General features: G+C 43.5%; 19 protein-coding genes and 3 tRNA genes. 12 read left to right on the forward strand and 10 right to left on the reverse strand.

Going from position 1 to position 23,940, the window contains the following annotated elements; translation table 11 throughout:
- Positions 1–216 precede the first annotated feature (216 nt).
- The 5 genes from AC2SLO_RS08490 to AC2SLO_RS08510 all read left to right on the forward strand — a co-directional run bounded on the left by AC2SLO_RS08490 (position 217) and on the right by AC2SLO_RS08510 (position 3,384).
- Positions 217–2,208: a flotillin family protein gene (locus AC2SLO_RS08490; protein WP_486540290.1), complete on the forward strand. Its 1,992-nt coding sequence runs from the start codon at positions 217–219 to the stop codon at positions 2,206–2,208.
- 114 nt (positions 2,209–2,322) lie between these two features.
- Positions 2,323–2,398, forward strand: a tRNA-Asn gene (locus AC2SLO_RS08495).
- Between the two features lie 169 nt (positions 2,399–2,567).
- Positions 2,568–2,903, forward strand: a complete 336-nt coding sequence (locus AC2SLO_RS08500; protein WP_486540620.1) for a CopG family transcriptional regulator — start codon at positions 2,568–2,570, stop codon at positions 2,901–2,903.
- Positions 2,904–3,069: 166 nt separating this feature from the next.
- Positions 3,070–3,160, forward strand: a tRNA-Ser gene (locus AC2SLO_RS08505).
- A 133-nt stretch (positions 3,161–3,293) separates the two neighbouring features.
- Positions 3,294–3,384 (forward strand) — tRNA-Ser (locus AC2SLO_RS08510).
- A gap of 120 nt (positions 3,385–3,504) precedes the next feature.
- On the opposite strand, the gene AC2SLO_RS08515 is transcribed toward AC2SLO_RS08510, so the two are convergent.
- The 3 genes from AC2SLO_RS08515 to AC2SLO_RS08525 form a co-directional block, all read right to left on the reverse strand.
- Entirely contained in the window at positions 3,505–4,644 is a 1,140-nt protein-coding gene (locus AC2SLO_RS08515; RefSeq protein ID WP_486540292.1) for a type I glyceraldehyde-3-phosphate dehydrogenase, read from the reverse strand.
- 61 nt (positions 4,645–4,705) lie between these two features.
- Entirely contained in the window at positions 4,706–6,685 is a 1,980-nt protein-coding gene (locus AC2SLO_RS08520; RefSeq protein WP_486540294.1) for an AAA family ATPase, read from the reverse strand.
- Between the two features lie 268 nt (positions 6,686–6,953).
- Positions 6,954–7,616: a hypothetical protein gene (locus AC2SLO_RS08525; RefSeq protein ID WP_486540296.1), complete on the reverse strand. Its 663-nt coding sequence runs from the start codon at positions 7,614–7,616 to the stop codon at positions 6,954–6,956.
- A gap of 340 nt (positions 7,617–7,956) precedes the next feature.
- On the opposite strand from AC2SLO_RS08525, the gene AC2SLO_RS08530 reads away from it, so the two are divergent.
- Positions 7,957–8,187: a hypothetical protein gene (locus tag AC2SLO_RS08530; protein ID WP_486540298.1), complete on the forward strand. Its 231-nt coding sequence runs from the start codon at positions 7,957–7,959 to the stop codon at positions 8,185–8,187.
- 64 nt (positions 8,188–8,251) lie between these two features.
- Here the strand turns inward: AC2SLO_RS08530 and AC2SLO_RS08535 are convergent, their stop codons facing one another.
- The 4 genes from AC2SLO_RS08535 to AC2SLO_RS08550 all read right to left on the reverse strand — a co-directional run bounded on the left by AC2SLO_RS08535 (position 8,252) and on the right by AC2SLO_RS08550 (position 15,559).
- Positions 8,252–9,052 (reverse strand): MBL fold metallo-hydrolase, encoded by an 801-nt coding sequence (locus AC2SLO_RS08535; RefSeq protein ID WP_486540300.1) that lies wholly within the window; start codon positions 9,050–9,052, stop codon positions 8,252–8,254.
- Positions 9,053–9,678: 626 nt separating this feature from the next.
- Positions 9,679–10,371, reverse strand: coding sequence for an aldehyde dehydrogenase family protein (locus AC2SLO_RS08540; protein ID WP_486540302.1), 693 nt, complete (start codon positions 10,369–10,371; stop codon positions 9,679–9,681).
- Between the two features lie 108 nt (positions 10,372–10,479).
- A complete protein-coding gene (gene putA, locus AC2SLO_RS08545) occupies positions 10,480–13,704 on the reverse strand; it encodes a bifunctional proline dehydrogenase/L-glutamate gamma-semialdehyde dehydrogenase PutA (protein ID WP_486540304.1) in 3,225 nt (1,074 codons plus the stop codon).
- A gap of 559 nt (positions 13,705–14,263) precedes the next feature.
- Positions 14,264–15,559: an NCS2 family permease gene (locus AC2SLO_RS08550; RefSeq protein WP_486540306.1), complete on the reverse strand. Its 1,296-nt coding sequence runs from the start codon at positions 15,557–15,559 to the stop codon at positions 14,264–14,266.
- A 465-nt stretch (positions 15,560–16,024) separates the two neighbouring features.
- On the opposite strand from AC2SLO_RS08550, the gene tolQ reads away from it, so the two are divergent.
- The 6 genes from tolQ to AC2SLO_RS08580 all read left to right on the forward strand — a co-directional run bounded on the left by tolQ (position 16,025) and on the right by AC2SLO_RS08580 (position 20,434).
- On the forward strand, positions 16,025–16,762 hold the full coding sequence (gene tolQ / locus AC2SLO_RS08555) for a protein TolQ (protein WP_486540308.1): 738 nt from the start codon (positions 16,025–16,027) through the stop codon (positions 16,760–16,762).
- 13 nt (positions 16,763–16,775) lie between these two features.
- Entirely contained in the window at positions 16,776–17,228 is a 453-nt protein-coding gene (tolR, locus tag AC2SLO_RS08560) for a protein TolR (RefSeq protein ID WP_486540310.1), read from the forward strand.
- Between the two features lie 138 nt (positions 17,229–17,366).
- A complete protein-coding gene (locus AC2SLO_RS08565; protein ID WP_486540312.1) occupies positions 17,367–18,281 on the forward strand; it encodes a cell envelope integrity TolA family protein in 915 nt (304 codons plus the stop codon).
- A gap of 84 nt (positions 18,282–18,365) precedes the next feature.
- The gene (locus tag AC2SLO_RS08570) at positions 18,366–18,782 is read left to right on the forward strand and encodes a hypothetical protein (protein ID WP_486540314.1); all 417 of its coding nucleotides are present in this window, start codon (positions 18,366–18,368) and stop codon (positions 18,780–18,782) included.
- A gap of 84 nt (positions 18,783–18,866) precedes the next feature.
- Complete coding sequence (locus tag AC2SLO_RS08575) at positions 18,867–20,180, forward strand: beta-propeller domain-containing protein (protein ID WP_486540316.1); 1,314 nt, start codon at positions 18,867–18,869, stop codon at positions 20,178–20,180.
- 110 nt (positions 20,181–20,290) lie between these two features.
- Positions 20,291–20,434: a hypothetical protein gene (locus AC2SLO_RS08580; protein ID WP_486540318.1), complete on the forward strand. Its 144-nt coding sequence runs from the start codon at positions 20,291–20,293 to the stop codon at positions 20,432–20,434.
- Between the two features lie 23 nt (positions 20,435–20,457).
- Here the strand turns inward: AC2SLO_RS08580 and AC2SLO_RS08585 are convergent, their stop codons facing one another.
- The 3 genes from AC2SLO_RS08585 to AC2SLO_RS08595 form a co-directional block, all read right to left on the reverse strand.
- Entirely contained in the window at positions 20,458–21,087 is a 630-nt protein-coding gene (locus AC2SLO_RS08585) for a flavodoxin family protein (protein ID WP_486540320.1), read from the reverse strand.
- Positions 21,088–21,461: 374 nt separating this feature from the next.
- A complete protein-coding gene (locus AC2SLO_RS08590) occupies positions 21,462–22,484 on the reverse strand; it encodes a purine nucleoside phosphorylase YfiH/LACC1 family protein (RefSeq protein WP_486540622.1) in 1,023 nt (340 codons plus the stop codon).
- Positions 22,474–23,565: an RluA family pseudouridine synthase gene (locus AC2SLO_RS08595; protein WP_486540624.1), complete on the reverse strand. Its 1,092-nt coding sequence runs from the start codon at positions 23,563–23,565 to the stop codon at positions 22,474–22,476. The genes AC2SLO_RS08590 and AC2SLO_RS08595 overlap by 11 nt, the downstream gene beginning before the upstream one ends.
- Positions 23,566–23,940: the final 375 nt, after the last annotated feature.

Consider the following 23,940-nt stretch of genomic DNA (forward strand, 5'->3'; position numbering starts at 1 on the left):
GACTCTTTTAACGGCTGAGCTGAAATTTGGTTTAGTTAAAGTTTGCAAGAGTCAGCTACAGTATCCCCCTGTCACTGTTAAAAATTTAAAACACCATTACACCTACAATAACACCTCATTTAAAAATCAACCTATCAAACAAGGCGAATGCAAACGCGACACAAAGATAGGTTAATTAATAGAAAAGGTATCATAAGAAATATATAAGGACGTTTTATGTCAGGCTTAATCACCTACGCCATTATCGCTGGCATCATTTTTGTTTTACTGTTACTGATCGGTTTTATACTCACTCGACTTTATACACGCGCCAGCAAAGAAGTCTCTTTCGTACGTACTGGTATGGGTGGTGAGCGCGTGATATTAAACGGTGGTGCATTCGTGCTACCTGTGCTGCATGAAGTTATCCCCGTTAATATGAATACCTTACGGTTAGAAGTTCGTCGTGCCAATGAAGAGGCACTCATTACCAAAGATCGTATGCGGGTCGATGTCAAAGCTGAGTTTTATGTGCGTGTTAGTCCTCTCAAAGAGTCCATCGCCACCGCCGCCCAGACACTGGGTATGAAAACCATGGCACCTGATGAGCTAAAAAATCTGGTAGAAGGTAAGTTTGTTGATGCCCTACGTGCTGTCGCTGCTGAAATGCAAATGGAAGAGTTGCACGAAAAGCGGGTTGATTTTGTGCAACGTGTCCAGCGCGCCGTGTCAGAGGATTTATCAAAAAACGGACTAGAGCTCGAAACGGTATCGTTAACAGGTCTGGATCAAACTAAATTTGAATACTTCAATCCGCAAAATGCGTTCGATGCCGAGGGTATGACGCGCTTGACTAAGACCATTCAAGATAGATTAAAGCTACGTAATGATATCGAGCAAGAAACAGACTTAGCAATTAAAACCAAAAACTTGGAAGCCGAACGTAGCCGTATCGATATCGTTCGTGAAGAAGAGTATGCCAAGCTTGAGCAGCAACGTGAGATCTCTATTCGCCGTGCTGAACAATCATCAAACATCGCTTCTGAAGAGAGTATGAAAGAGCGAGAAGCGGAAGAAGCTAAGATTGCGGCACAACGTGAAATTGACTTACAGCGCATTAATGCCGAACGTGATATCAAAAATCAAGATATCATTAAGGAACAAGCGCTTGAACAAGCCAATATTGAACGTCAAAAAGCGATTGAGCTGGCAGAACAAGAGCGTCAAATCGCTGTTGCAGAGAAGTCACGTGCAGAGTCGGTTGCCAAAGCAGAAGCGGATAAAGCAAGAGCTTTAGCCGTTCAACAAGCGGAAAATGTAACCACCGTTCGTGAGCGTGAAATTGCGGAACGTGCCAAAGCTGTCCAACTTATTAAAGCCACCGAAGAGGCGGAAAAAGAGGCCATCGAGATCAAAGTTGCTGCCCAAGCAGAGAAGATTGCGGCCACTGATAAAGCTGAAGCGGTACGTATCGAAGCACAAGCACAAGCTGATAAACAACGCTTAATAGCCCAAGGTGAGGCTGATGCCCAATTAGTAATTGCCAAAGCCAAAGCTGAACAGTATAGAGTAGAAGCTGAAGGTCAAGAAGCGATCAATAATGCGGCTAACGTTTTATCGCCAGATCAAATTGATATGCAAGTAAGACTATCACTACTTGAGCGTCTGCCTTCTATCATTGCAGAATCGGTTAAGCCTATTGAAAACATCGATGGTATTAAAATTTTACAAGTCGGTGGCAATGGTCATAATATGCTAGGCGCATCAAACGGCGATAATAACGCCTCAAATAGCGGCAACGGTGGTGGCTCGTTGGCAGATGAAGTCGTCAGCTCAGCGCTACGCTATCGTAGCCAAGCGCCTTTGATTGACCATCTATTAGGTGAGCTTGGGTTATCTGGAGGCGGTGATATCAATGCCCTAACTCGCACCTTGGTCGATTCGCAGTTTGAGCCTGCCACTCGCGATAATAAAAACTCAAGCTCATCTAGTGAACACGCTAGCCCTTCAGGACCGACCCATACCTCGGCAAAGGACACTGAGACGTTGCAATCGAGTCCAGCCACAGCGAACTTGCATCAATTAGATTTGCCAACAGGGGTCAATAACCGTGTGGAGAAAGCCATTGATAAAGCGGATAATAGCGCTACCTCCTATGCGGATAAAGGGAACAAATTAACCACAGGAAATCAGCCGACTAAAATAAAAATCAGCCCTGATAATAAATAAAACGCATTAATTACCGATATTTATCATACAAAGGCTTGACACCTACCCTAACCTTGGCTAGAATACGCATCACTTAGTTAAGACTGCTTCTGCAAAGATGAGTCGATAAGTTATTCCCTAATAGCTCAGTTGGTAGAGCATCGGACTGTTAATCCGTGTGTCCCTGGTTCGAGCCCAGGTTAGGGAGCCAAATTCTAAAAGGTTTTAATACCCTTACAGCACATTTTATTAAAACCTAAAAAAGCCCTAATCAGTGATTAGGGCTTTTTTGTGTATGTGTTTTACATCTTACTTAGCGGTTTAAGTTATTCCCTAATTCACCTATAATAGATTAAATTTACTAAAAACTTGATATGGCTATGATTCCTCCGCACATACGTAATAAATTTTCGGACCATCCTCAAAAGATTACCCGCCCTATTAGCATTCGACTCTCTGAAGAGATGATCACCTTGCTAACAGAGACCGCTCAGGAGCATGGATTTAAGCGCATCCAGGGCCTTATTCGTCTATATATCCGTCAAGGGTTAGATAGAGACAATGATGGCTATACCCTAGCCGACGATGAAGTATTTATTGAGAAATTACGTGCAAACGGTGTAAGCACCTCTATCATTGAAAAATCAATCATTGATACTCACAGCAGCTATGCCACCAAAGGCTTGCTTGAAGAGCAAATTGAGCCTAAAAAATAAGCATTATCTTTTTACTTTGATTGGCTTTTTGGGCTGCCAGCAGCTCTACTCTGGTTGTTCTCAGTACGCAACAAACACTGACAAAAAGCGACTTACTAACTTTTTTGCGAAAAATTAAAAATAGTACTTGCATTAGAAATCAAAATCTCTATAATACTGCACCTACGGAGTCGTGGCAGAGCGGTTGAATGCACCGGTCTTGAAAACCGGCAAGGGTTCATAGCCCTTCGAGAGTTCGAATCTCTCCGACTCCGCCAGATATTGAAAAGACCTACTTATTGATTAAGTGGGTCTTTTTTTGTGCTCAAAATTCATGCCCATAAATTTAAAAGAATTATTTACCACAGGCCTTGCATTTGAATCATTTTTCTCTATAATAGTCCACCTACTGGAGTCGTGGCAGAGCGGTTGAATGCACCGGTCTTGAAAACCGGCAAGGGTTCATAGCCCTTCGAGAGTTCGAATCTCTCCGACTCCGCCAGATACTAAAAAGGTCAGCTTATTAAATAAGCTGACCTTTTTTATGTCTTCAATTTATATTGAGTGCTATGCGTTATAGACTAAGTTATATTTTAAGACTAGCCCTTAATAGAATGAAGGATTAAATACGCTGCAGATGCAAACACATATCTAATAAGCGATTGGCATAGCCCCACTCGTTGTCATACCATGCAAACACCTTCACTTGCGAACCCACTTGCATCAATTGCTGACCATCAACAATCAGCGACTCAGATTGATGTATGAAGTCGCTAGAGACGAGTGGCTCCTCTGTATAGCCCATGATGCCATTTAAGCGGCTATTGGGCTGACAAGCCATTTGAACCACCTCTCGTACCTCATCTAGTGTCACTACTCTATCAAACACAAAATTTACGTCAATAGCTGCCACGTCAATGGTCGGTACGCGGATAGAATGACCGTCTACTTTACCAAGCATATGCGGCAAAGTGCGCTCAGTGGCGGCAATACTACTTGAGGTAGTCGGAATAAAGTTATGCCCTGATGCACGAGCACGGCGCTTATCACGATGAGGCTGATCAAGTACGTTTTGATCGGCAGTAACTGCATGGATTTCGGTCATCATAACCGACTGCGTACCAAAGGCTTTGTCCAATACATAAATAAGCGGGACTAACGCCTGTGTGGTACAAGATACGCTGGAGATGATAGGTAAGTCACGTGTCAGCTCATTGTCATTAACGCCCATCACAATACTAGCATCAACTTTATCAAAAGGCGCTGCACCCACGATAACCTGCTTTGCACCCGCTTGTAGATGACGGCTGGCATCATCATAAGAGCGGAAATGTCCGGTACATTCTAATACCACATCGACATTTAACCTCTCCCATGGCAAATCTTCTGGTTTATCTATACCTAATAAATTGATACAGTAACGCCTGCCCTCTTTATCCAGATACAGCTGAGTATCCGCAATTCCTTCAACATCGGTAAGACTCGCATCACTTGACGCTGCGCGCTGTTCAATCGTAGCCGTCACTCCAAGACGACTTAATCGACCATGGGTACTGTCATATTTAAGCAGATGCAATAGGGTGTCGACATCGGCAATATCATTAATAGCAACGATGTGTACCAATTTACCCAGCACCTCAAATCGCTCAATAAGCGCGCGTAGCACATTGCGCCCAATACGACCGAAGCCATTGATAGCAATGCGCAATGGTGGATTAGCAGTTGAATTTAAAACAGGTGCAGTAAAATCAGGTAATGACATAAATACAGCTTAATAAGGGTAGATTAAAAGAGTCAGACACTAAAGGGACATGATGATTAATCTAATCCACAAAGATAAGTGCCAATCGAATCGTATTATAATCTATTTGTTCTTTTAAATACTCATAGATAGGACGCAGCTTGATACGCTCTTTGGTGAACAGCTCAGTGGCATCCTTACTATCACTGCCAGCCGTATCGCTAAAATCATTAGGATCTGCAGCAGCAACAATAACCTCAACCGCTTTACTGACCTTCTCAACAATTTGCTCATCAGGACGCAGATGCTCAATGCTTAAATTGGGGTCTTGACGTTTCAAACGTGCCACGTGCCCCATAATGGTTGATTGAGCCAGCCCGCGACTCTCCGCAACCTCTGCAATACTTAGGCTTTCCTCTAATAAAATTTTGGTCGCCATTAAGGTATCATCTGAGCGGTCATTAAGCTGATTACTCAGCTTATCTTTTAAGGCTTGGTTTTTGGCCATACGCTTTTTACGGTTCTCATACTGTGCCTCAAATGCTGCAATATTGGCCTTACTTAATGTACCGCCTGAGGTTAAGATAAATCGCTCATGCGACTCCTGTAATATCTCACGCTCCATCTTAGCAAAGGCTTCTTCTGCCTCAATCGACAACTCTTTAAAGCGTGAATCTGCACCGCGCGCTAGCGGATCTAAGCGTAGGCTCAAATCATTCATGCCAAGCAGCTTTAGACCCTCAAGCGATTTCAGGCGTGATAAAGCCACATAGCCTTGCCCCAGCTCAAATGTCTTCGACAAATCAATTTCAGCAGCATCCAAGGTCATGCCCTGAGATTTATGAATAGTAATTGCCCAAGCCAAAGTCAGCGGGATTTGCATATAACTGGCCAATATCTCACCGCTTTCGTCTTCTACTACCCACTCTTCACCTTCAGCAATCACCTGCCTACCAGTATTAAGCTTAATAATAGGGAATCTGTCTGTTGATACTGGCAGCTTATCTTCTGAATCATCTTCCTCTATGTCAATCAGAGCGTCTTCATTATCAATATCATCCAAATCCGTATCTATATCATCAGAATCATCATCCGATACAGTCTCATCACTATTGGTTCTAGATTTAAGTGGCTTGATGGTGGTAAACCCAACCAACTCCCCCATACTACCGTTTGATACACCAAGCTCATTATTGTTCTTAATAAACATGACTTTAGCGCCGACTTTTAGGGTCAGGTCATCGCTGGTACGTACTGATTTTTTAAGCGTTTCGACCAATTTGTTATCACCATGAGCAATGGCATTGTATGTCACCGTCTCACCATCTAATAACGCCAGTTCATTTTCATTGATTTTGTTGACGTTCACATTATGGGTATATAAGCGCGTGCGATTGATATCGACGTCTTGATAGAAGGTATTTTGTAGGGCAGCGATGGCCTCTGCACTCACACCCTCCTCTCCGCGAATCTGGTTTAAAATAGTATCTAGGGTCATCTTTTGCTCATCACCCTCAGCAACCTCTTGGCGATGCTGCTCGGTCAAATAACAAATCTTAAATTTAGCATCTAGCCACGCCTGCGACATAAAGGCAAACTTCTCACGATTACTCTCACCGCGGCTACCCACAGGCGGTAACTGGAAGAAATCACCGGCTACCACCACTTGGATACCACCAAATGGCTTATCGCTACTGCGCATGTGTTTGAGCACTTGATCGACCAGATTAAGCTGCTTGGCGTGCAGCATAGATATCTCATCAATAATCAATACTGAGGTATCTTTGAGACGGTCCTTAAGAATCTTCTTACGCGATAAATTGGCCAAATCACGTTCGGTTAATTCATCTTTAATACCAATCCCTGACCAGCTATGAATGGTCACCCCGTTCATATGCGTCGCTGCAATACCGGTACTGGCCGTCGTTGCCACAGGCACACGCCGCGCTCTTAAATAATGTATGTATTCATTTAAAGTATAGGTTTTTCCTGAGCCTGCAGAGCCGGTCAAAAAGACGTTACTACCGGTTTTTAGAATATCCAACGCAGTCGCTTGTTTCATAGGGATGGTATCTTTTATTTAATAAGGTGAGTCATTAACAGGCAGCGGTTCAATCCTTGTCACAAGCAGGTTGATTACCTACTTTGCGCTGCCATAATCGGAGTTTTAAGGGTTAAATACTGCAATATCGTCTGATAGATTAAACTGACAATATAAAAAGCCACAACAAAGGTGTGTGGCTTTTTATCATATCATTACAGCCAAATAAAGTGGGCGACTTTATCAAGCAATGCGTCACTGACTGTCAACATTCTTCAAACAAAGCCAATTATGGCAATAGCTTAGTAAAGGTCATAAAGCAGTTTTCACCGTCTTTATCGACACACCAACGCATTTTATTCTCTTTTGGCTGATAATCAACGAAGGCCAGAATAGAATCACCCGTTTGGTCGATTTGCACGCCTGAACAATCCATTTTGTTATTGTCATAGGTGGTATTAATGGCAATAACTGGCAAACCTTCTGCTTGATGCTGATAGATATATTTACCAAAAGTCCACTCTTCACCGCTGGTGGTTAGTACTTCATTATCAGCGCCGAAGTTATAGCGCTCACGGCAACTACTATTAGGCGCTGTAGCATTAAGAGTCAAAACTGGCTTATCTTGAGTACTGTTTTTGTCATTGTCTTGAGCGTTGCCAAGATACATATTGTCTCGTTCAACGCTCTTTAGTTGAGATAACTTCTCTGACGCTTCGATGGCACTGATAAGCTCGCTTAATTCAGGGCTCATCTCACCTTTTTCACTGGTGCTTGCCGTACGTGCTTTTTGCACAAAATCTGGAGTGCTTTGCAGCTCTAACTCCCACAAGCCTGCTATTTCAGGGCTAACATGAGTACTTATAACAGCTTCTTCGACTACGCCATTATTGCCAGAAAACGAGGCTAAAATTGAGGCTAAAGTTACGGGTATTAACGAGGTTGGTTCCATAGTTTAGCTACTTCCTTCTTCATATTTATTAAGCAGATTAAGCAATTTCGCCTCACTATACAAGATGATAAACGTTAACATTGGTTATATACGTCAGTTAATGTCGTTGTACAGTGACCCCCTATTCCATTTTTCAAAATAACTGAATTTCTAGTATCAGACTAAACTCATCTATATATCTATTAATGTCTATTAATGTGCAATTCGATAGTAAATAATTAGTGTGGCTTATCAATATTATTTATACCGATTATCGGAATAAGTATTTTTTGTTAAAGACTATTTAATTATAAATTGTGGTAAAGGTATTTTCTGGCAGTCACATCCACAGCTGATTTACTTGGGTATGCAAGACCAGTATTTCACCTTTAATATGTTTGATGCGCAGGCATGGTACGCTCGTGACGTTATTCTAGGTAGAATTGAATTACCTGACTTGGAGGAACGTCAAAAAGATGAGCAACACTGGCTAGATCGCTTTCATGCGCTTGATGGCGCGGAGAGTGAAATTGACTTCCAAGCTAGCTACATCCGCGACTTAAATGTCGTCATAGCGACCAACTATCAATAAGTAAGTACTTATTACCCTATCGCTTTGATTTAAAAGCCAAACGCAGCGCTCTGTGTTTGGCTTTTTAATGCGTATCATTATTCTGAGGCGCACTACTCTGACGTTTACCGTCCTTTTTAAACCACCAAAACAATTTATGCTCTATCGTACTTTTGATGGTTAATGGCGTGCGGGGCGATCTTTCAATCAGCGTATCAAATACTTCAGGGTCGACATACTTTGCCCCACCATGCGCCATCATTACTTGTTTTGGCTTGAGCTGTTTTATTTTATTTAGCGACTGTCGATACGTCTCTGGCAAATATATCGGCACAGGTGAGACAAATTTATGACGCAGTTTAATTATTAAATCTGCAGTATAAACTTGCTCAGTATCAGGATGGTATAAAGATAAATCCCGATCGGTATGCCCAGGCGTCTCTAATACTTGCCAATCCTCAAACAAAGGCACTGTATCGCCCTCACCGACGGTAATATCAGGGTCTAGATGCGCAGGATACCAGAGATTTTTGGCGGGTTTGCCGAGCCTATTGGCCACATAATAAGCCAATGAGATGTAAATAGTATGCATAATTCGCCCGCCGATATGGGCATACCATTGAGTGCTTTTGGCAGCGGACACAATCTGGCAGCCTGTCGCTTGTTTAAAGAAGGTCGCACCACCGGCGTGATCGGCATGCATATGAGTCACTATCACTATCTTCAAGTCTGTAATTGGGCGACATAATGTGTGTTTAATATAATCTAAAACCAGTTCCACATCAGGTCGACAACAGCCATCAAGCAATAATAGTTTGTCCTCATATACAGCTAGATAGATAGTCTGGATATGACCTTCAAGCTGTACGATTTCTTTTAAGCTCATTGAACATCCTTATTAATACTAAACAGTCCATTTTATACACAATTTCTGGCTTTATATTAGCACACTGTTCATTAGCACAGTCTATTACTCTGACCGCATTGGTTATACTAAAATAGTCTTTAATAGGCACAGTAGTGCATTTATTCAGGCTAGAACCAGATAGCAATCAAACAGTTAGACTAGGGTCTGTTGAACATTCAAATATTAGAACTGCTGATAGCTAAAATTGTTCCAAACTAGGCGTAAACCGATGATAATATCTAGACCTTAGCTAGGTTTATAACAACGTTTGGGGCAATTTTAGCAACAGCCCTCTCTCGAGCACAGCTCTCGCCTTGCGAACGGGCAAAGCAGTGCTTTGCTTAATCCGTTCTCAGGGGCAGGGCTGTTTTTTGTCAATATATTGCGAAATTGTCTAACTTAGAATGACTAAGCCTCAAAAATTTCCCTGCATATTTCCTAAAAAACAGCCTCCGCCAGTTCCACATTTGAATATTCAACAGACCCTAATAGATATTTGTTTATAACAGCTAGTCCATTCGCCTTATCACAAAAGAAAGCCCCCAAATTTGGGGGCTTTCTTTTGTATAGAGATAGAAGTTAATCATCGAACGATCAATATTAACCTACCCCATACCCAGTTCAATCAAGCTAGCGTTACCACCAATGGCCGTGGTATTCACTGTCTTCACACGCTCTGTGGTAAAACGCTCAACATACTCAGGTTCAAACATCTCTTGGCAGCCCTGCATGTCAGTCACTGCAACAAGTTGCGTTAAGATACCGTCTGTTTCGGCTAAGTCTTGGCCAATAGCGCGTGCTTCAGCGACTGTGCCGACCACACCAACCACTGCCAGACCATTGATGTGAAGCAAGGTGGTTAATTGTGAGTCATTAGCAATACTCATCACACCCGGATAGATACCAGCGTCTTGCAATGCGGTAATGGCTTGCTCGCACAATGCTTGTTGACTTGGATAACGTAAAATCACTTCATTACCCGCCAGCAAAGCGGCAACAAGTTGACCAAGTACCGGAATAGGGTCCGATTGCTCAGTACCAACAATCATTACTTTACCGCGAGGGGCTAAATACAAATCGTTTGATTCCCCTGTGGCACCGGTCAGATGAATCACTTCATCTAAGCGTTCTGCTTGGGCAGTCAAGTGTTGAAACAAACGATTGGCTTTGTCACTGTGACTGGTCAATTGTGCTAAATCAGCACTGGCTTTCTCTAAATAGGCAGCACGATTAATCGCACCCATTAGGGCCCATGCTTCACTCTGCTTGGCCTGATTCTTTTTATATACATCACTCATGAGCTGTCCTTAATCTTAATATTGGTTTGATGTTGATCGAGTTGCCCGCACCCTATAATAGGTTAATAAACTTGGGCAACTTGACTCATAGTCATGACAATAAGGGACTTACACAGCTTGCCACTGTGTTAATCGTGCCACGTAATGAGGACCACCCGCTTTTGGACCGGTGCCTGACAGTCCACTACCGCCGAATGGCTGTTCATCAACCACAGCACCAATCTGGTTACGGTTAATATAGGTATTACCCACTTTAGCACGGCGCTCGATATGATCAGCGATGTGCTCAATACGGCTATGAATACCTAATGTTAGACCATAGCCGGTGGCATTAATCTCATCAATTAAGTCATCAAGCTTGCCGGCTTTATAGCGCAAGATATGTAAGATAGGACCGAAGTGCTCACCACCAATTGCGCCGATGCTATCCACTTCAATAGCCGTTGGTAATACAAAGGTGCTGTTGCCTAATTTATCTGCAAATTCAGAACTGATAGGCGTTTGAGCGATCACGCGAGCACGGCTGTCTTGACGCATCGCCTCAATGTGCGCACGTAATCCTTTTTGGGCATCTTTGTCAATAACAGGACCCACATCGGTAGAGACATTCACAGGGCTACCCACAACCAGCTCTGCCATGTTGCCTTTTAACAGCTCAATCACCGTATCTGCAACGTCTTCTTGTAGACACAATATACGACATGCCGAACAGCGCTGACCTGCTGAACCAAAGGCAGACAATACCGCATCTTTCACCACTTGTTCTGGCAATGCAGTCGAGTCAACAATCATAGCGTTTTGACCGCCCGTTTCTGCGATTAATACCGGCAATTTGCCTGACGTGTTTTGATTGTTGTCTTTGTCAGCATATAGCGCACGGTTAATCAGCTGCGCGGTATGAGTAGAACCGGTAAATACCACACCATCAATTTCATTTGATGAGGTTAATGCGCCGCCCACTTCACCAGCACCCGTCACGAACTGTAGTGCATAATCAGGTACACCAGCTTGATACATGAGTTGAACCGCAAAATAAGCGATTAAGCTGGTTTGTTCAGCGGGCTTGGCGACAACGGTGTTACCCGCAGCCAATGCACCTGTAATCTGACCAGTGTAAATGGCCAATGGGAAGTTCCAAGGGCTGATACATACAAAGGTACCGCGTGCAGTGCGTTTTTGAGTAACAGTATTGCCATTTAAATCAGTAAAGCTATTGGTTTGGGTGCTAAGACGCTCAGCTTCATCGGCATAGAAACGACAGAAATCAACCGCTTCACGCACCTCATCAATGCTGTCTTGCATCGTTTTACCCGCCTCTTTGTGACACATGGCCACAAGCTGTGCAAAGTGTTCTTCATACAAGTCTGCAATAAGGCGCAAAATAGCAGCACGTTCAGCAGCACTGACCGCCTGCCATTGCTGCTGGCCCTCTTTGGCCGCTTTAATGGCAAATTTAGCGATATCAGCATTGGCGTAAACCACTTCACCAGCAGTCACATCATGGTTCCAAGGTGCAATCACTGGCGAGCGTTCTAAATCCTCACCACTAGGCTCACCTTGAGCATTAAGCGTTTGAGTGATTTGCTGACCCTTGATGATTGAGTTGGCCTTCCATATGTTTGGTAAATGCGCATCAATGGCGGCTTTAAAAGGACGCCACTGAGAATCAACAAAGATATTTGGACCAAAACTTGCCTTTCTACCATCGTAGATATCAAGCGGCATTGGAATGCGCTCGTTATGCAAGGTAGCATGGCTGGTTAATGTGTCGTATGGGTGTACCGTCAGTTCGCTAACTGGGTAAGTTTTATCTAACAGTTGATGCACAAACGAGCTGTTGGCACCGTTTTCAAGTAGACGGCGCACCAAGTATGGTAGCAAGTCTTTATGTGCGCCCACTGGAGCATAGATACGAACAGGAATATTGTACTGCTGTAAAATATGGTCATATAAGGCATCGCCCATACCATGCAGACGCTGGAATTCGAAGTCTCTATGCGGACTCATGGTCATTACAGACGATAATGTATGCGCGTTATGAGTCGCAAACTGTGGCCATAACACACCACGGATTTGCTCGGTTAATAAGAAGCGAGCACAGGCGAGATAAGCAACATCGGTACCTTCTTTACGTGTCCACACAGGATAACCGGTAATGCCTTTTTGCTGCGCCAGTTTGATCTCATAGTCCCAGTACGCGCCTTTTACCAGACGCACAGGAATCCGGTCGCCAACCTCTTTGGCCAAACTTGCCAGCCAAGCCAATACAGCAAGACCACGTTTAGAATAGCCTTGAACCACAAGACCTAGACCATCCCAATCTTGGGTAATGGTGTCTCGGTATAGCGATTCAAATAGCTTTAATGACACCTCTAAACGGTCGGCTTCTTCAGCATCAATGCTGATATCGACGTTTACATCACGTGCCGCTTCAATCAATAAAACACAGCGCTGACGCAATAATCCCAACACTTGATCAATCTGTGTTGCTTCGTAGCGCGGATGCAAAGCAGACAGCTTAATAGATACTGATGGCTTTGGCATACCCTCTTTCACACGAATATGCGCCGCTGATTTAATGGCATGTAGATAATCACTAAAATACTTTTCAGCATCTCTGTGCGTCACTGCCGCTTCACCTAACATATCAAATGAATAGGTATAGCCTTTTTGACGATACGGTTGACTGTTACGGCTCGCCTCTTCGATGGTTTCACCAAGCACAAACTGATGACCCATAATCTTCATCGCGCGTTGCATGGCGCTACGAATGACAGGTTCACCCATTTTTTTGGTCATACGGTCCAAGAAACCGGCTGCGGTAGTTTTTTTATCAATACTGACCACACGTCCAGTCATCATCAAACCCCAGGTCGAGGCATTGACGATAAATCCGTTGTCATCTTTTAAATGCTTTTTCCAGTCCGCTACGCTCATTTTGTCGCGAATCAGCGCGTCTGCCGTGGCATTATCTGGCACACGGATCAAAGCTTCTGCCAAGCTCATCAGCAAGATGCCCTCTTGGGTGTCTAAGCTATATTCTAATAATAGCGAGTCCACCATTTTTACCGCTTTATTATTATTGCGGACATTCTCAACCAGGCTTGCGGTTTGCGATACGATGGCTTCACGCTCATTACTGCCATCTTCCATAGTGGCAGGTTCAGCCAGCGGCAATAACGCGCCTAGCCATTTATCTTCATCGACACTATAAAGGGGAGAAATACGTTTAAATAGCTCGCTCGGAGACTGCTCAATATAAGCAGGGTCTAGGACCTCTTGAGGTGAAAACTGAATAGGATTTTCCGGATAAAACGGATTCGTTAAACTCATATCAACTCCATGGATAAAAAAAAGGATGTGATTACAGCGCACCGGTTCAAGTCAATACAGTGTTGTTTGCATTGCTATTGTCAGCGTCATATAACAGCCTTTAAAGCATCCCTGTTTTCGCTATGTTACTAAGAACACTTTCTTTTAAAATAAAGTAAGAAGGCGATTATTCTCAAGTTATATTAGTCGATAAATATAAGTAACAAGCTGAATGGTAAGCCGTTTAGGTGTCGTTCGACAAAGACTATAAAAAAGCACCACACTGGCCGCTTAAGATGGGCCTGGATTTAATAAAAGTTCGATTGATATAGACATACTATTTAAGACGGTCAAACAGTAGTGAGTACAAGCAATCGTCTTATAGTGTTACCGCCCGTAAAGATAGCGGTCTAAATACATAACGACAAACTCACTAATGCCTTCTTCTTTATAGAGTCAGGCTGAAACATTAACAGGAAGTTAACGTGTCAGCCTGAAAAGAAAAACCTCTACGGCGTTGCTTGAGGTTATGAGCTTGATAACTAAATGTTATCACAACTATCAAGCTCTAAGCTATAGTTTATAAAAATATGATTTTGGCCAATAATATCGCGGTCAATACCCATACCGCAGGGCTGACTTGGTCAAATTTTCCGGTTAACACTTTCACCACAGTGTAGGTAATAAATCCAAGTGAAATACCATCAGCAATTGAGTAGGTTAATGGAGTTAATAACAGAACCACCGCTACCGGTGCCGCTTCGGTTAAATCCTCCCAGTCGATATCTTTTAGTGTGTATAACATCAAAACAGACACGTAGAAGATAGCCCCTGCGGTGGCATAAGCGGGAATCATGCCCGCCAGCGGTGCAAAGAAGATGCTTAATAAGAATAAAACACCCACAGTTACAGCCATTAGACCGGTACGACCGCCTGCAGCCACACCGGCTGTACTCTCAACAAAGCTAGTAGTCGATGATGTACCCAATAAAGAACCGGCTACCGTTGCAGTAGAGTCTGCCAATAAGGCTTTGTCTAAGTTTGGGATATTGCCTTTGTCATCGACTAAGTTAGCTTTATTAGTTACCCCGATAAGCGTGCCTGAGGTATCAAATAAGTCAACGAATAAAAAAGCAAAAATCACACTAATCATGCCCACATCAAATGCACCGGCGATATCTAATTGCATAAAGGTAGGTGCAATTGCAGGCGGCATAGACATCACGCCATCGAAGGGCACATGACCGGTTAATACAGCAATAAGGGTCACAGCCAAAATACCAATGGTCACTGCGCCTGGAATATTACGATAGACCAGGCCAATGATTAAAAAGAAGCCCAGTGCGGCCATTACCGGTGAGAACTGCTGCAAATCACCTAAGCTGACAAACGTCGCTTCATTGGCAACGATAACACCTGAGCTCTTTAATGCAATAAAGGCCAAAAACGCACCAATACCGGCAACAATACCTTGCTTTAGGCTATTTGGAATAGCATTAATTACCCATTCACGTATTTTAAATAAGCTTAATAAAACAAAGATATAGCCTGATAAAAACACAGCACCAAGCGCGGTCTGCCATGTGTAACCCATGCCCAATACCACACCATAGGTGAAGAAGGCGTTCAGACCCATACCAGGTGCCAATGCTACCGGCAGGCGGGCGTAAATACCCATGATAAAACAGCCAATCGCTGCTGCCAAACAGGTGGCCACAAACACGGCGCCCCTATCCATTCCGGCATCGGCTAAAATATTGGGGTTTACAAAAATGATGTATGCCATCGTTAAAAACGTGGTAATACCGGCTAGAACTTCGGTTCTGATGGTGGTGTTTTGACCGTCAATGCCAAAATAGCGCTCAATTGCATTCATAGGTAATCGCCTGAGTATATTTGGGGGATATAAATTCGAGGTTAGGTCTAAATTGTCATCGCCAAATTAAGGGATGAATTATAAAGGATAGCTCTAAAAACTACCATTGATGATATCAAGGTGAATCGCAAATAGACATCGAGTGGGCATTTTTGAGACGTAAAAACACCAAATGCTACTTTTTTTTGCGGCTCACTCTGATTACAATAGCCTTAATTTATCCTTAACGTCCTAATTTGCCTATCGTATATCATTATTCGTCGCCCTTTATATATCAGAGCGTTTAACATTATGCCCCGACAATGCTAGTCTAGGCTAAAATGCTGATAAACAATTTGACATATAAATTACGCGAATATAATCAGCCATTGTTAACTATTTCAATTATACTTAGCGCCTGCTCTAACACACGCCTTACCCTTTATTTATCGTTTTTTATTACTATTTACAGCGAGTATTTTATTCATGTCAGAGTCTATCAACCTTATTGCCCTCCTTACAGAAGCCAGTTTACTGGTACAGATTGTCATGGGGATATTACTTTTGGCCTCTGTAATCTGCTGGGTATTGATATTCCGTTTAAGTGCCCGAATCGGCACTGCCAAACGTCAAGACGAGCAATTTGAAAGCTGGTTTTGGTCCGGTGAAGATTTGGCTAAGCTGTATCAGGGCATCCAAAATGCGCCTGAAAAGCACGGTCTGGCCAATATCTTTTATGTGGGATTCTCAGAATTTTTGCGCATGAATAAAAAACGCCAACCCAAGGACCAAATCATTGATGGCGTTGAGCGTAAACTGCGTGTGGGACTTGGTCGTCAGCAGCAGCGCCTAGAGTCAGGTCTTGCCCTGCTTGCCAGCATCGGCTCTGTCTCGCCTTATATCGGTCTATTTGGTACGGTTTGGGGTATTATGAATGCCTTTTTGGGCTTATCAATGACAGACCAAGTGAGCTTATCAGCGGTGGCTCCGGGTATTGCAGAAGCTTTGATTGCAACCGCCATGGGTCTATTTGCAGCGATTCCTGCGGTATTGGCTTATAACCATTTCACGGCTAAAGCAGCCAACCTTTATGACAGCCGAGCGCTGTTTTGTGATGAGATGACTGGCATGCTTCAGCGTGAAACTCATGAGACTAATTCGAGTAATCAGGGTGCCCGTGACACCACTCATATCACAAGTTCCATTCAATCTCCCCTAGTATAAAAGGAGCGTTATTATGAAGCCAAGCCCCTTTACTAGACGCAAAAAAGAGCTCAACGCCACCATGAATGTGGTGCCCTACATTGACGTGATGCTGGTGCTATTGGTGATATTTATGGTGACAACGCCCATGCTAACCACGGGCGTCAATGTCGATTTACCAAAAGCTGAAACCAAGAATATGGGCACAGGTACGCAAATGCCGGTTATCGTCTCCTTATTAAGCAATGGGGAGATTTATATGAGTTATGAAAATGATATTGATTTACCCGTCAGTGAAGCAGAGCTGATTGATACGCTGATTCGTTTGCAAAGCCAGCCTGACGGCGGTGATTTAAAGGTTATGATTAATGCCGATCAGAACAACCAATACGGCATGATTATGCAGCTGATGGCAAATTTGCAACAAGCAGGCGTTGAAAAGGTGGGTCTGCTCACAGGCAAGCCACTACCTGCTACCCAAAACTAATATTCACTTTAATGCTATGGTTAATGACTGTTGATTGTATTCCAAACCTACCGCTAACAAATGCGATATGGCAATTGCCATGAATGAGTAAATCAACTGGCTTTAATCCGATGGCCCTAAATGATTGAGATAATATAAGTGCTAAAACGTGCGCCTTCTGTTTATGTTCCTGTTGAGCCTGAAGATAATGGGGTTGCCCTACCTGCCCTGTTAAGTATTGTTGTGCATGGGGCAATATTGGCATTTATTCTATTCTTTCATCGGGTACCGACTCTAGATACGGTGGATACCATCGAGACCAGTCTTGTCACCCCTGAAGAGCTTGCCGATATTCAATCGAATATTATCGCTAATCGTAGTGCGCTCGCTGCGGAAAATGAGAGGTCGAGTGCATCTATGGAGGACAGCTTTTCGGATGATTATAACGATGCCTCCTCTGTGGCAACACAGTCAGAGAGTCGCTCTACTCGTTTATCCTCACCGCGTGATATTAGCGCGCCTATTAGACGTAGTACGCAGACGCCAGTGTTTGAGCGAACTGATGAGCCGGCTGATGAATTTGATATGCCTGAGAATAATGGCCTTGATGAAGAAGTAATAGAAGAGCGCCGTACCTTTGATGAAGCACAAGCCGCTTATGAGCGTCAGCTAGAAGAAGAGATGCAGCGAGAAATGGATGCCGCAGCCAATAATGCCAAATCTGCCAAGCCTACTAAATCAAGCAAACCTGTAAGCGAAACATTCCCTGCTGCTGGCAAAAATAGTGGCTCTAATGGTGGTACTAGCGGTAAGAGCAAAGGGCAAATTGCTAATGAGCTGCTAAACTATATTAAGCCTAAATGGAATCCCGACAAGAAATTTGTGGGTACCAAGATTACCGCTTATATTACCGTTGATGACAATGGCAATGTGTTGACAGTGACGACCAACGCACAGGATAAAGAACTGGGTGATTCGCTCATTGCGGCGATTAGACAAGCCAGCCCGTTAACGCCAATTGCTGGATCAGGCTATACCAAATTAGAGCCAGTGTTTGTGGTCAGTAAAAAGTAGTGTTATGCCACATTAAAAACCGCACACCTCTTATAAAAAATCTTAATCTAAAAAGACAACTCATAAATATAGTGGACTAATTCTATGACCTTAATAACAAAACGTACTGCTCTGTCTCGCCTATCTGTTCTATCTGCAGCGGTCATTTTAATGAGCGGTCTAACTTCACCTGTACTGGCGCAAGCTGAGACAATCCCTACTGCCAGCAAAAATAGTGGCGATGGTGATGCTAGCGGTAAGAGCAAAGGGCAAATTGCCAATGAGCTACTAAACTACATTAAGTTTAAATGGAATCCAGACCAGAAATTTGTGGGTACTAAGACTACCGCTTATATTACCGTCGATGACAATGGTAATGTGTTAAGAGTCATTACTAACGCTCAAGATAAGGCACTGGGTGATTCGATCATTGCGGCAATTAGACAAGCCAGCCCGTTAACGCCGATTGCTGGGTTAGGCTATGCCGAATTAAAGCTGATGTTTGTGGTCAGTAAAAAGTAGGGTTATGTCAAATTAAAAACTGCGCACCTCTCATGAAAAATCATAATCTAAAAAGACAACTCATAAATATAGTGGACTAATCTTATGACTTTAATATCAAAACGTACTGCTCTGTCTCGCCTCTCTGCGCTATCTTCAGCCATCATTTTAATGAATAGTCTTACAGCACCTATACTAGCGCAAGCCGCTGAAGAAGACGATGTGATTCGCTTTACGGTTGAAAAGCAAGTTGAGGTTGATGAAAGCCAGGTCGCCTTTGTTCCTTTTGCCGGTGACAGCACGCTATCTAACATTGTACTCAATGACTTACGCACCACGTCGCTTAATATCACCACTGAAAACCTCATTGGTCAGCCGCACTCTAGCAGTGAGCTACAAACTACCTTGCCTGATTGGCAACGTGTGGGTATTCCGTATTTGGTCATTGGTAGAACCCAAAGCAGTGCCGGTAACACTATGGTTAACTTCGAAGTGATTGAGGTGGCAACTGGCCGTATCATACGTAAACAGCAGACAGTTATGGCACCCAACTCTCGAGCTGCGGCACACAAGACCGCTGCACGTATTTATGAGTTATTAACCGGAAAACAGGCTGACTTTAATGCCCGTATTGCTTATATTGAAGAAAAAGGCAGCCCAACCAATAAAATCTCATCTTTGGTGATTCGTGATGCCGATGGCGAGAATCCACAATTGATTACCCAGGTAACCAATGCCAGTATTTTTAGCCCAGCGGTTTCTCCAGATGGTCGATATATCGCCTACTCTGTACAGCTAAAAAACAATCACGCTAATCTGTTTAAATACGACTTACAGACCCGACAAATCACCAAGCTCGTGGATTTAAAAGGCGAGAACTTAAGCCCAAGCTTCTCTCCAGATGGCCGTGCTATCTTATTCTCAAGTACTGTTGACGGTGATGCAGATATTTATCGTGTTAGCAGTAACGGTGGACGTGCTGAAAAGATTATTGGCCTACCTTATGACCAAGTACAGCCAAGCTATGCACCAAATGGCAGCTTTGTATTTGTATCAGATCATACCAGTCCACGTCGCCCAAGTATTTATCGCTACACCTTCTCAGGCTCACCTACTCGCCTGTCGCATGGTAGCTATGCGGCCAACCCTAACTATAGCTCAGATGGTACAAAAATCGGTTATCTAAACGGCAGTACTGCTTCTGTGATGAGCACCTCGGGCGCTAACTTAATGAACTTTGGTAATACGGGTCTAGACGAGTCGCCTACCTTCTCTCCAAGCAATCAGCGTGTGGCTTATACGCAGGCTCAAGGCCGAAGCAAAAGTAATCTTGTGATTCGTCCGCTTGATGGTGGCCGTACTATTACCAAATCCATTGATGGTATCGCCCGTTCACCAGTATGGATTCCTAGTCGATAACGCTTATGGTTTGAACAGATCTATTTGGATTATAAAGCCTACTAGCAACACCTAAAAAGCCTCAGTCCAAAGACTGAGGCTTATCACTCTGAAGGATACGGACACCCCTCATGCACACTACTTTTAAATCAAAGCATCGACTGCTACACTGGATACTTCTGGCTCAGTTAGTACTGCTAAGCACTGCTTGCCAACATTTACAAATGGCTGAAAACCCAATACCAGTTATGGCAGAATTTCAGTCTAGACCGTAGCAGCCAGTCACCTCTGTAATACTCTATTTATCATCCGTTAATGTGCGATTTAATACGGGTGGCTGTTCTGCCAATATTTGCGCCAGATGCTTACCAAATAGCTTGGCCGTATTAATATCGCCCTCACCCGGTGTCACCTCTGGTGGTCCATCCACCGACTGCGTCATCAAACCAAGGAAGCTAGATAGTCGGTTGATATCCTTCTCTGTATGACCGGTTGGCATCACTGGAAATCCTGCCCAGTTCATGCCGTGCTGCATACTAAAGCCACAAATTTGCTGCAACGCCGCAAGTTTATCACCACTTAGACCACCTGAATTTGCAAAGCCTGCCGCCCATTTACCATGCCACTTACGGTGGAACCAGCGCTTTGAGGTGCTATCCATAAAGGTTTTAAATTCAGCAGTGATACTGCCCATATAGACGGCACTACCAAAGATTAGCATTTGTGCGGCATCGGCAAATTCCCAATCCACATCGTCGGTATCGATACATTTCACCTCAACCGCTGCGCCTTTATATTGACGCACACCCTCTTCTACTGCATGAGCCACTCGGCGAGTATGCCCATAATTGCTATGATAAATAATGGCGATTTTTAGCGTCTCATCAGTGGCGCTAGTGTCTTGAAGGTTTGAGCTGTTTACGGTCATAAGGGAGTAATATCCTAATAATAAAATAGCCATTTAGATCAATTAACTGGCCACAAAACATGTCTTTAATGGGTTAAAGGTTAATAAGTAAGACGATTGATAGCAGGGTATTTTAATAACAGTCTCTAGCTAAAGGCTCAATCAGTTTTTGAGGTGCTGCTATTTAACCGAAGATAAAGACCATTTGCAAATATTGCCACCAAATCACAACAACACTGATGATTTAATTTACGTATTGCTCTTTACTACTTTATTTAGTGCAGATTTATAGTCATAGTCATATAAAAGAGGTACGGTGTTAACCTCGCTAAGCCTACATTTGTAGTACTTGCGCTCGGTTGCCTTGTATCTCAAATATCTGACTACGACTATATTTAACGCAGACGCATAATAAGTAGTGCCATTCTGCCTGTGTTTTTCTCGCCGGCATGAGTCATATGACGGTAAGAATAATAACGAGGATTACTATAGCTGCAAGCATACGCAGAGCTGCTCTGCTCTTCGCTGTTGTCTTGACTACTATCCTTCGGCTTGGTGTTATTAACCTGTATACCAAACATTGCTAACTGCAAAGCGGCAAGTGCCGGTAAATCAAGCCAAGCTTTATCTGGATTATCGTGCTCACCAACTATCTTAGCTCGCACCTCCTCGCTATCCATACCCATTTCACGGCAGCCTGCCAGCAGCTTCTCTACTACATCTGTTGAAACTTCATAGCATGGCTGACTGATACAAGCGCCTATCCAAGCTTGTGGCTTTAGACTTATATTATCTTCATTTGATAACGACCTATCAGAAACTGGATTTAAATTTAACTGTTTACAAGTACTGGCAATCACACCATTGGCAAGCCCTTGCCAGCCTGCATGAATTGCTGCGACTTGTTTTGATTGGTCATGATAAATCACAATAGGTACACAGTCTGCGGTCATGATAGCAAGCGCTGTGTTAGGCTGACTGGCAACCAATGCATCAGCAGAGTTTGGCGTTAATGACAGACCCATATTTGATTCATTATCTTCAACCCGCACTACTTTATTGCTATGAATCTGGTTTAACCAGTGAATACTATCAACTGCGTTATTAGAGACTGTGTCAGGTTCATCTACAGCATTAATTTGCGGCTGATTGGCTACCAAATAATGATTCACACTAGCCAATAACTGTGCGCGATTGCTCAAAACACGCTGCGGCTCATCGTTAACATGCAAACCAAGATTAAACTCACCAAAGCTATTGCGTACTGACTGCTTATTAGCGTCTAGACTACTACTGTTTGATAAATCCATACCAGCATTGGTCTGTATTACCAGTATATCTGGCGTATGCACCAATACCTCATAAGGCTGATTATTGGTCTGCTGTGATAAAGGATTATAAGAGTGGTTAGGCGTCATCACGTAACATCTCACATAACGCAATAATATCCTCTGGCAGCGGTGCGGTTAGCTCCATTGACTCACCACTTTCAGGATGCACAAAGCCTAGCTTGTAAGCATGCAGCGCTTGACGCGGGAACTTCAATATCGCTTCACGTTGCTCAGGCGTTAGGCCAGCACGCAGCTGCTGACGATTACCATACACATCATCACCAATAATAGGATGACCGATATGGCTCAAATGCACACGGATTTGGTGCGTACGGCCAGTCTCAAGCTTCACATCGAGCAGACTATATGAGTCATTAAGCGCAGTGATCTTCATGATGTGAGTCAGCGCATCTTTACCAGTACTGGTGACTGTCATCTTGGTACGCTGAGTACGGTGACGGCCAATTGGCGCATCAATCACACGTTGACGCGTTAGACTCGCGGCATCACCGGCGACCACACATTGATAGTGGCGATAGACGCTTTTATCTTTTAACTGCTCTTGCAAATCCATCTGCGCCGCTTTGGTTTTACCAATGACCAATAAGCCCGAAGTATTTTTGTCAATACGGTGAACCAAACCAGCTCTCGGCAAATGCGCTTGATTAGGATAATGGTACAGCAGACCATTGACCAAGGTACCCGACCAGTTACCAGCACCTGGATGCACCACCATACCCACTGGCTTATTAATCACCACCACGCTATCATCTTCATAGATAATGTCTAGGTCAATATTTTCGGGCTGATCGCTGCCATGCTGCTCAAGTACCGCTTTTAAAACTAGCTTATCGCCTTCTTTAACACGGTGCTTTGATTTAACTACCTCACTATTGACGGTCAGGTTTTCAGACTTTAGCCATTCTTGTAGCTGTCCACGAGAATGCTCTGAGAATACTTCGGCGGCCAATTTATCGACACGCAGACCGGCTTCTTTTTCAGTTACTGTATGCTCAGCATTGACCTCAAGAATATCACCTCGACGTACCTCTGATTTTGCTGCCGACTCTGAACCCTCCTCAAGGTCTTCGATATCGCCATCATCATCGATATCATCGTCGTTGATATCATCTAGATCATTTGTATCGATAACACTTTCTGAATCTATGTCTAGTCTATCTTGAGGGTGGGCTTGAGTAGCAGATGTTTCATCAATAGCTAAGTGCGCTGTTTCTTGATGTTCGGTATTTGAAGACGTCATAGTATGGGTCGTATTTTGCGGTGTAGATGAAGACATAATGATATGAACCAATGTGAGTGACTTATTTTAAATGCTGGTTTTAAATGTTCGTTTTAAATGCTGGTTTTAAATGCTGGATTTTAAATAAGTGATTTTTAAATAAATGGTGCTGTAACTAACGTAAATAAGCGCCTAAAATAAGCGTTATTTTATGCCTTAAGTGTAGCACGATTTGACCCTGTCTCGCTGATTCGCTGTCACCACTGTCTCTATATTAGTGCAATAGCTTAGCTGAATCATGGC

It is taken from the genome of Psychrobacter sp. CX14, assembly GCF_057396205.2.

What these genes read in the sequence shown, in the direction of transcription:
- AC2SLO_RS08585 (WP_486540320.1), bottom strand. Translation starts at nt 21,087, where the DNA reads ATGACCGTAAACAGCTCAAACCTTCAAGACACTAGCGCCACTGATGAG.
- tolQ (WP_486540308.1), top strand. Translation starts at nt 16,025, where the DNA reads ATGTCAGAGTCTATCAACCTTATTGCCCTCCTTACAGAAGCCAGTTTA.
- putA (WP_486540304.1), bottom strand. Translation starts at nt 13,704, where the DNA reads ATGAGTTTAACGAATCCGTTTTATCCGGAAAATCCTATTCAGTTTTCA.
- AC2SLO_RS08520 (WP_486540294.1), bottom strand. Translation starts at nt 6,685, where the DNA reads ATGAAACAAGCGACTGCGTTGGATATTCTAAAAACCGGTAGTAACGTC.
- AC2SLO_RS08575 (WP_486540316.1), top strand. Translation starts at nt 18,867, where the DNA reads ATGACTTTAATATCAAAACGTACTGCTCTGTCTCGCCTCTCTGCGCTA.
- AC2SLO_RS08580 (WP_486540318.1), top strand. Translation starts at nt 20,291, where the DNA reads ATGCACACTACTTTTAAATCAAAGCATCGACTGCTACACTGGATACTT.
- AC2SLO_RS08515 (WP_486540292.1), bottom strand. Translation starts at nt 4,644, where the DNA reads ATGTCATTACCTGATTTTACTGCACCTGTTTTAAATTCAACTGCTAAT.
- tolR (WP_486540310.1), top strand. Translation starts at nt 16,776, where the DNA reads ATGAAGCCAAGCCCCTTTACTAGACGCAAAAAAGAGCTCAACGCCACC.
- AC2SLO_RS08490 (WP_486540290.1), top strand. Translation starts at nt 217, where the DNA reads ATGTCAGGCTTAATCACCTACGCCATTATCGCTGGCATCATTTTTGTT.
- AC2SLO_RS08540 (WP_486540302.1), bottom strand. Translation starts at nt 10,371, where the DNA reads ATGAGTGATGTATATAAAAAGAATCAGGCCAAGCAGAGTGAAGCATGG.
- AC2SLO_RS08500 (WP_486540620.1), top strand. Translation starts at nt 2,568, where the DNA reads ATGATTCCTCCGCACATACGTAATAAATTTTCGGACCATCCTCAAAAG.
- AC2SLO_RS08570 (WP_486540314.1), top strand. Translation starts at nt 18,366, where the DNA reads ATGACCTTAATAACAAAACGTACTGCTCTGTCTCGCCTATCTGTTCTA.
- AC2SLO_RS08590 (WP_486540622.1), bottom strand. Translation starts at nt 22,484, where the DNA reads ATGACGCCTAACCACTCTTATAATCCTTTATCACAGCAGACCAATAAT.
- AC2SLO_RS08525 (WP_486540296.1), bottom strand. Translation starts at nt 7,616, where the DNA reads ATGGAACCAACCTCGTTAATACCCGTAACTTTAGCCTCAATTTTAGCC.
- AC2SLO_RS08550 (WP_486540306.1), bottom strand. Translation starts at nt 15,559, where the DNA reads ATGAATGCAATTGAGCGCTATTTTGGCATTGACGGTCAAAACACCACC.
- AC2SLO_RS08535 (WP_486540300.1), bottom strand. Translation starts at nt 9,052, where the DNA reads ATGAGCTTAAAAGAAATCGTACAGCTTGAAGGTCATATCCAGACTATC.